The sequence below is a fragment of the Nocardioides sp. genome (genome assembly GCF_034670285.1).
Lineage (GTDB): Bacteria > Actinomycetota > Actinomycetes > Propionibacteriales > Nocardioidaceae > Nocardioides.
Window position 1 is genome coordinate 1 of sequence record NZ_JAXMNS010000152.1, and the last position, 8,011, is coordinate 8,011.

At 71.0% G+C, this 8,011-nt stretch carries 6 protein-coding genes; 4 read left to right on the forward strand and 2 right to left on the reverse strand.

What is annotated here, in order from left to right:
• The first annotated feature begins 91 nt into the window (after positions 1-91).
• Entirely contained in the window at positions 92-2,350 is a 2,259-nt protein-coding gene (locus tag VOI19_RS09345) for an arylsulfatase (protein ID WP_323792696.1), read from the forward strand.
• A gap of 10 nt (positions 2,351-2,360) precedes the next feature.
• Positions 2,361-2,957, forward strand: a complete 597-nt coding sequence (locus VOI19_RS09350; protein WP_323792697.1) for a TetR/AcrR family transcriptional regulator — start codon at positions 2,361-2,363, stop codon at positions 2,955-2,957.
• On the opposite strand, the gene VOI19_RS09355 is transcribed toward VOI19_RS09350, so the two are convergent.
• Positions 2,954-5,899: a SpoIIE family protein phosphatase gene (locus VOI19_RS09355; protein WP_323792698.1), complete on the reverse strand. Its 2,946-nt coding sequence runs from the start codon at positions 5,897-5,899 to the stop codon at positions 2,954-2,956. The two genes, VOI19_RS09350 and VOI19_RS09355, sit on opposite strands and share 4 nt — an antisense overlap.
• Positions 5,900-6,000: 101 nt before the next feature.
• The gene (locus VOI19_RS09360; protein WP_323792699.1) at positions 6,001-6,954 is read right to left on the reverse strand and encodes a LysR family transcriptional regulator; all 954 of its coding nucleotides are present in this window, start codon (positions 6,952-6,954) and stop codon (positions 6,001-6,003) included.
• Between the two features lie 80 nt (positions 6,955-7,034).
• Between VOI19_RS09360 and VOI19_RS09365 the strand changes: the two genes are divergently transcribed.
• Positions 7,035-7,223, forward strand: coding sequence for a hypothetical protein (locus VOI19_RS09365; RefSeq protein WP_323792700.1), 189 nt, complete (start codon positions 7,035-7,037; stop codon positions 7,221-7,223).
• 74 nt (positions 7,224-7,297) lie between these two features.
• On the forward strand, positions 7,298-8,011 hold a 714-nt coding region (locus tag VOI19_RS09370; protein ID WP_323792701.1), incomplete at its 3' end, for an AAA family ATPase.

Genomic DNA, 8,011 nt, shown 5'->3' on the forward strand with positions numbered 1-8,011 from the left:
GGGGAACTATACGGACCACGTGCACGCTGGACGAAACCGGCATCACCCAATCCCTTACGTGACAGTCCACTGACAGTTTAGGGTTCGAGCCATGGACAGTCGTGTGGCAGGTGCCCAGCCCAGCTTCGTCGAGTACGCCGTCGCGCCCGAGGGCGCACCGAACGTCGTGATGGTCGTGCTGGACGACGTCGGCTTCGCGCAGCTCGGGTGCTTCGGCGCCACGATCAAGACCCCGAACATCGACCGCCTCGCCCAGCAGGGACTGCGCTACAACCGCTTCCACGTCACGTCGGTCTGCTCCTCGACCCGCGCCGCGCTCCACACCGGCCGCAACCACCACGCCGTGGGCATGGGCGTGACCGAGGAGGCCGCCCTCGGCTTCCCGGGCTACAACGGCCGCATCCCCAAGTCGGCCGCGATGCTCGCTCGCGTGCTGCGCGACGGCGGCTACAACACGATGTCGGTCGGCAAGTGGCACATGACGCCCAAGACCGACTACTCCTCCGCCGGCCCCTTCCACCAGTGGCCGCTGGGTGTCGGGTTCGAGCGCTTCTACGGGTTCCTCGGCGCGGAGACGAGCCAGTGGGCTCCCGAGCTGGTGCGCGACAACACCCAGGTCGACCCGCCCCGGACCCCCGAGGAGGGCTACCACCTCACCGAGGACCTCGTCGACGAGTCGATCCGGATGATCCAGGACCAGCAGCAGGCCGAGGCCCGCAAGCCGTTCTTCCTCCACCTCGCCACCGGCGCCGCGCACGCTCCGCACCAGGTCACCGAGGAGTGGGTCGAGCCCTACTACGGCAAGTTCGATGACGGCTGGGAGGCGTGGCGCGAGGAAGTCTTCGCCAACCAGGTCGCCGCGGGCGTCGTACCCGCCGACACGATCCTCACCGAGCGCCCGCACTGGGTGCCGGAGTGGTCGAGCATCCCGGCCGAGCAGCGACGCCTCTTCGCCCGCTACATGGAGGTCTACGCCGGCTTCGTCACCCACACCGACCACCACCTCGGCCGGCTCTTCGACTACCTCGAGCAGCGCGGCATCGCCGACGACACCATCGTGATGGTGCTCTCCGACAACGGCGCCAGCGCCGAGGGCGGCGTCACCGGCACCCTCAACGAGGCCGCCGGTTGGCTCGGGCACCAGGAGGACGTCGAGGCCTCGATCGAGCGCATCGACGAGATCGGTGGCCACGACGCCTACAACCACTACCCCTTCGGCTGGGCCTGGGCCGGCAACACTCCCCTGCGTCTGTGGAAGCGGCACGCCTGGCTCGGCGGGGTCCGTACGCCGCTCGTGCTGGGCTGGGGTGCGAAGGTCACCGACCCCGGCGCCGTACGCGGCCAGTTCTGCCACGCCGTCGACCTCTTCTCCACCATCCTGGACGCCGCCGGCATCGCCGTCCCCGACGCCGTGGACGGCGTCGTCCAGCAACCCGTCGACGGCGTCTCGTTGCTCCCCAGCATCACCGAGCCCGCCGCGCCCGAGCACCGCCCACTCCAGTACTTCGAGATGATGGGCAGCCGCGCGATCTACGCCGACGGCTGGAAGGCCACCACCGACCACGTGCCCAACCAGTTCGGGGAGCGCGAGACCCTCACCGGCAGCTTCGACTTCGACACCGACCGCTGGTCGCTCTTCCGTCTCGCCGACGACTTCTCCGAGGCCGTCGACGTCGCCGACGACCACCCCGGCGTCGTCAAGCGGCTCGAGGAGCTCTGGTGGGCCGAGGCCGGACGCAACCAAGTCCTGCCGCTCTTCGAGTTCCCCGCCTCGATGGCCCACATGCACCCCGGCGCCTACCCACAGCCCGCCGCGGCGACGTACACCCCCGGCGGCGGGCCCATCCAGGAGAGCCAGCTGCCCTCGACCCTCGGCGGCTTCGACCTGACCGCCGACATCGTCGTGCCCGACGGCGGCGCCGACGGGATCATCGCTGCGATCGGCGACGCCCACGGGGGCTGGGGCTGCTACCTGCTCGAGGGCCGCCTCGTGGCCGCGTTCGCCATGCTCGACGGCCTCGTTCGCGTCGCCTGCGAACAGCCGGTCTCCCCCGGCGCCCACCAGGTCTCGGTGCAGTACGTCGGCGGGCTCGAGCCGCACGCCCGACTGCTCGTGGACGGCGTCGAGGGCGGCCGGGCGCCCCTGTCCGGGCTGTTCTTCTTCCCGAACCTCTCGACCGCCGCGACCGGCATGTTCATCGGTCGCGACCGCGGCCTGCCCCTGTGCCACGACTACACGCCGCCGTTCACCTTCACCGGCGAGCTCACCCGGGTGACGATCACCAGCGGCAGTCCCGGCGCCCAGGCCGACAACGAGACGCTGATCCGCGCAGCGCTCGCCTCCGACTGATGCGGCGCCGATGACCGGACTCCGCGAGCAGCACAAGCGCACCACCCGACGCGCCCTCGAGGACGCCGCCCTGCGGCTCTTCGCTCGCGACGGCTACGAATCCACCTCGGCGGGCGCCATCGCCGCCGAGGCGGGAGTCACCGAGCGCACGTTCTTCCGCTACTTCGCCACCAAGGACGGGGTCCTCACTCCCGACCGGGAGGAGCGTCAGGCCCGGCTGCACGAGGAGGTCGCCCGCGCCGCCGAGCCGGGTCGTACGACGATGCAGGTCGCCGCGACCGCCCTGGTGGCGATCGCCCCGGAGTACGAGGCCGAGCGCGCCACCATGCTGCTGCGACGCCGGGCCGCCACGACCTCGCCCGTCCTCCGCGGTCGCCTGTACGACGTCGTCCACACCTGGCAGCGCACGCTCGCGACCGCGCTGGCCGACGCCGGCTTCGCCGTCCTCGAGTCCGACGTGACCGCCGAGGCGGCGACCGCCCTGTGGCAGGGGTCGATCACGCGCTGGCTCGACGCCGACGCCGACGAAACCGGGGCAGGCACTCTGGGCGAGCACCTCGTAGCGGCCTTCTCGGTCCTGAAGCTCGCGGAGTCCGCGGCGCCCTAGGCCGGCGGGGTGCTGCGCGAGAGTCGCGCCCAGACGCGCTTGCCGTCGCCGTCGTCATCCACGCCCCAGGCGTCGGCGAGGCTGGCGACGATCGTGAGACCTCGTCCCGAGACCCCTTGATCCGCCAGGTCGCCGTGAGCGACCGGTCGTGCCTCGAGGGGTGGCGTCGGAGGGGCGCCGTCGTCGGCCACCGCGACCGTCACCGCCTCGGGCTCCAGCAGCACCGACACCTCGAACTCGCGCCCCTCGCCGTGGCGGACCGCGTTGGTCGCGAGCTCGGTCACGCAGAGCGCGACATCCTCGACCACGGCCTCGTCGAGCGCCATCACGAGGTCGCGCACGAACTTCCGCACCTTCGGGACGCTCTCCGGCTCGGCCTCGAAGCGGGCCGCGCGCCGATCGACCTCCGAGGGCTGCGGACGCGGCCCCTTCAGCCGCACCGCCACCAGGGCGATGTCGTCCTCGCGCCGGCTCGGCGCCATCCGCTGGAGCAGCTGGTCGCAGAGATCCTCCACGCACGGCTCGCCCTCCGCGAGGTCAGTCAGCTCGCGGCACAGGCGTTCGAGTCCGGTGTCGAGGTCCTCGCCGCGTCGCTCCACCAGGCCGTCGGTGAAGAGCAGCACCGTGGCGCCCTCCTCGAGGACCACCTCGTGCTCGAGACGCTCGGCCTCGGCGTCCAGTCCGAGCAGGAGGTCGTAGTCCTGCCTCTCGAGCCCCTCGACCGACCCGTCGGCATGCAGCACGACCGGTTGCGGGTGCCCGGCGTTGGACCATCGCAGCCGCCGGAGTCCGCGGCGCCTCTCGTCCGGGGTCTGCTCGAGGCGCGCCACCACAGCGGTCGCGGTGGCCTCGATGTCGAGGGTGCGCAACGCGTGGTCGACGCCTCGCAGCACATCGCCGGGCCCGCCGCCGCTGAACACCGCCACCGCGCGCAGCAGCCCCCGCAGCTGGCCCATGGCAGCAGCTGCCGCGGTGTCGTGCCCGACGACGTCACCGATCACCAGCACCGGGTCTCCCTGGGTCTGGACGAACGCGTCGTACCAGTCACCGCCGACCTGCGCCGTCTCGGCGGCCGCCTCGTAGCGCACGGCGATCTCGAGCCCCTCGGGCTGCGGTGGCGGGGTCAGCAGGCTGCGCTGGAGGCCCTCGGCGAGCTCGCGCTGCTCAGCGAAGAGTCGGGCGTTGTCGAGCGCCAGTCCCGCGCCGGCGGCCACCTCGGCGAGAGTGTCGATGTCGTCGTCGCGGAAGGGTCCGCGCTCGGCGGAACGGAAGACCGTGAGCAGGCCGACCACCCGGTCGTGTCCCCGCAGCGGCACGACGGCCACATGACACGGCTCGAGGCGGTCGAGAAGCTCGTGCACCTCGGTGGAGTCGAAGACGTCACGCAGGGCCGATCCGGCGTCCTCGCCGACCAGCGGGCGGTCGGTCTCGAGAGCGACGGGGAGGAACGACACGTCGCACAGGTGATCCATCCGGATCTCGGCGAAGCGCTCGACCCACGGCTGCTGCTCAGGATCGCTGTGCCAGCCGCCGACGTCGCGCAACGTGGGCAGCCGCCCCTCCCGCTCGCGCTCGGTGACCAGGGTCGCCACGCACCAGTCGGCCATCTCGGGCACCACCAGCGAGCCGAGCCGACTCACGGCCTCCTCGAGGTCGAGGGTGCCGGAGAGCTGCTGGGTGACGAGCGCGACCAGGGCCCGGCGGCGCTCGTTGCGCTCGACCTGCTCGCGGCTGCGGTGCTGCTCGGTGACGTCGACGAAGTAGACGGCCAGGCCGTCGTCGCTGGGCCAGGCGCGCACCTCGTACCAGGCATTGCGCGTGCCGACGTAGCGAGCATCGAAGAACGCAGGACTCCCGGTGGCCACCGCGTTGCGGTACTCCTGCTCGAAGCGCGTGCCGAGCGTGCCGGGGAAGGCCTCCCACAGGACCTGCCCCGTGAGCGCGTCCCGATTGACGCTCATCATCCGCTCGGCCTCGAAGTTGAGGAAGGTGAAGCGCCACTCGTGGTCGAGCTGGATGAAGGCGGTGGGCATCGTCTCGAGCAAGCGAGCCACCCGGGCCTCGCCCTCGCGCACGGCCGTCGTGTCGTAGGCAGCCCCCAGCAGCCGGGCAGCGGCACCGTCCTCACCGGGGATCGCGCGACCGCGGGCGCCGATCCAGCGTTGCCCGCCGTCCGGGAGGGAGATGCGGTACTCCGCGGCGTAGTCGCCGCACGTCGACATCGCAAGCTCGATGGCCGCCATCACCCGAGGCAGGTCATCGGGATGGACGACGTCGTAGAACATCTCGATCCGACCGGAGAAGTCTGCGTGCGCGAACCCGAAGAGCGACAGCAGCCGGTCGTCCCAACGCATGTCACCGGTGCGGACGTCCCAGTCGAACACCCCGACCCCGGCCGAGTCCGCGGCCAGGCGCCAGGTGAGCTGACTGTCCTCGAAGTCGCTGCTCAACGCGGCCAGCTCGAGCTCGGCCGCGACCGAGACCGCGAGTCGGCGCAAGGTCCTGATGTCGACCTCGGACCACTCACGCGGCGACGGACCGTGCACGCAGATCGTTCCGACCGCGAGCCCGTCGCCGGCGAGCAACGGCACCCCGAGGTAGGTGCCGATGATCCCGGCACCTACTGGACTCAGGTGCCGCGCCCGGTCGTCGTCGCGGGCGTCGACGATCGCGAGGGGCTCGCCGAGCTGCACCGTCACCCCGCACAGCGAGTCCTCGGCCGGATTGGCGTGCGCCACCCGGGCGTCCTCGCCGAACTCTCCGATCACCAGCTCGAGGTCGGTGACCAGAGCGATGTGCGCCGCAGGCATGTCGAGCAGGGTGGCGGCGAGCTCGCACAACCGGTCGAGCGAGGAGCCGTGCGGCGTCGTGGCTGCCAGACGGGCCGCGGCGTCGACCCGGGTGCGGCGGCCGCCCGGAGGGGTGGCGGCTTCAGGTGTCACCACGCCCCCCGATCACGGCTCGTTCCATGGCTGGGCGCGATCGGCCCCGCGCGCAGATCCTACGACCTCGCCACAGCGCCGGGCCCCAGTCCTGCGCGACCTCAGGTCGTCGGCCGTGCGACGGCCCGTGGGCGCAGCGGTTCGGCGATGTCCTGGATCCGTCGGGTGGCGAGCTCGATCATCAGCTGCGCGGCCGGCGAGAGCACCGCGCCCGAGCGGTGGACGATCGCGAAGGTGTCCCACTGACGTGGGCGCAGCTGCACCCAGCCCGCGTTCGGGGCCAGGCGCGGCAGCAGCTGCTCGGCTGCCCCCTTGGGGATGACGGAGTCGGCCAGGCCCAGCCCAACGAGCTCGACCGCGGTCTCGATGTCCTCGACCTCGATCCGGGTCTGCGGGTTGCGCCCGGTCTCGTGGAGCATCTGGCGCAGGGTGTTGCGGGTGGCATCGACCTCGCTGTACGTCGTCTCCGACAGCACCAGGGTCGCCAGGGCGAGGCGGTGCGCCGTGACCGGCAGCTCGAGGCGCGCAGGGTCGGCGCTGATGTAGACCAGCTCCTCCCGCGCGACCGGCGTGACGGTCATCCCCTCGGACGACACCGTCGAGACCGCGAGCATGGCCGCCTCGAGGCGACCGCGACGCAGCTCGTCGGCCACCTCGGTCGAGTTCTGCCCGACCAGCTCGACCCGCACCCCCGGGTAGCGCGCCAGCACATCGGCGATCAGGCCGGCGCCGGCATACAACCGGGCGATGCCGAACATCCCGAACCGGATCGTGCCGGTCTCGAACGACTTCACCGCCTGCACGGCCTGACGGGCGGCATCGACCGAGGCGAGCACCTGCTCGGCGTACGGACGGAGCGTGTCGGCGACGGTGGTGGGGACGACGCCGCGCCCCACGCGGCGGAACAGCTGGACGCCCAGGGTCTTCTCCAGCGCGCGGATCTGCTCCGAGACCGAGGGTTGCGCGTAGCCGAGCTCCTCGGCGGCCCGCGTGAGGGAGCCGTACTCGTAGGTCGCGAGGAAGCAGGTGAGCTGGTGGAGTGAGAGCACGGTCACATAAAACCATAGGTTCGGCCTATGTCTCGACCAGGAAGGAGAGGATACCCCTATGCCTTTCAGCACGTCAGAATAGGAGCATGTTCACTCACACCTGCACCTCGTGCACCCGCCGCCAGCTCATCTTCCCCACCCAGAACACCTCGGTCACCGGAGTCGAGAACGACATGACCGTCGCCTTCACCTGCTGGTGCGGAAGCACCCAGAGCGTCCACACCGACAACCTCTTCACGATCGGCCGTCAGACCCGAGAGACCGTCGCTGCCTGATCGCTCCCCCGAGTCGGCTCCCACAGCCTTCTCACAGACCCCCCGCATGAACAGCAGTCTGCTGAACTAGGGCCATGTCGCACGCACACGAGCGCGAGGTCGCCGACGCAGCCCAGCTGCTCGAACGGGCCCTGATCGAGGTAAAGAAGGTCGTCGTCGGCCAGGACGCCATGGTCGAGCGGATGCTCGTCGGGCTCCTCGCCCGCGGACACCTCCTTCTCGAAGGGGTCCCGGGAGTCGCCAAGACCCTCGCGGTGCGAACTCTCGCCGACGTCGTCGGCGGCAGCTTCTCGCGGCTTCAGTTCACCCCGGACCTGATGCCGGGTGACATCACCGGCACCCGCGTGTGGCGCGCCAGCACCGAGACCTTCGACGTCGAGCGCGGTCCGATCTTCGCCAACCTCGTGCTGGCCGACGAGATCAACCGCGCTCCGGCCAAGGTGCAGTCAGCCCTGCTCGAGGCGATGGCCGAGAAGCAGGTCTCGATCGCCGGCACCAGTCATCCCCTCCCGGACCCGTTCCTCGTGCTCGCCACGCAGAACCCAGTGGAGTCCGAGGGCGTCTACCGGCTCCCCGAGGCGCAGCGCGACCGCTTCCTGCTGAAGGTCGACGTCCCCTACCCCACGGGGCAGGAGGAGTTCACGATCCTGCACCGGATGTCGGTCGATCCGCCCCGCGCCGAGCAGGTCTTCGAGCCCGCCGACGTGCTGCGGCTCCAGAAGGTCGCCGACAGCCTGTTCGTGCACCACTCCGTCGCTTCCTACCTCGTCAACCTCACCGTGGCGACC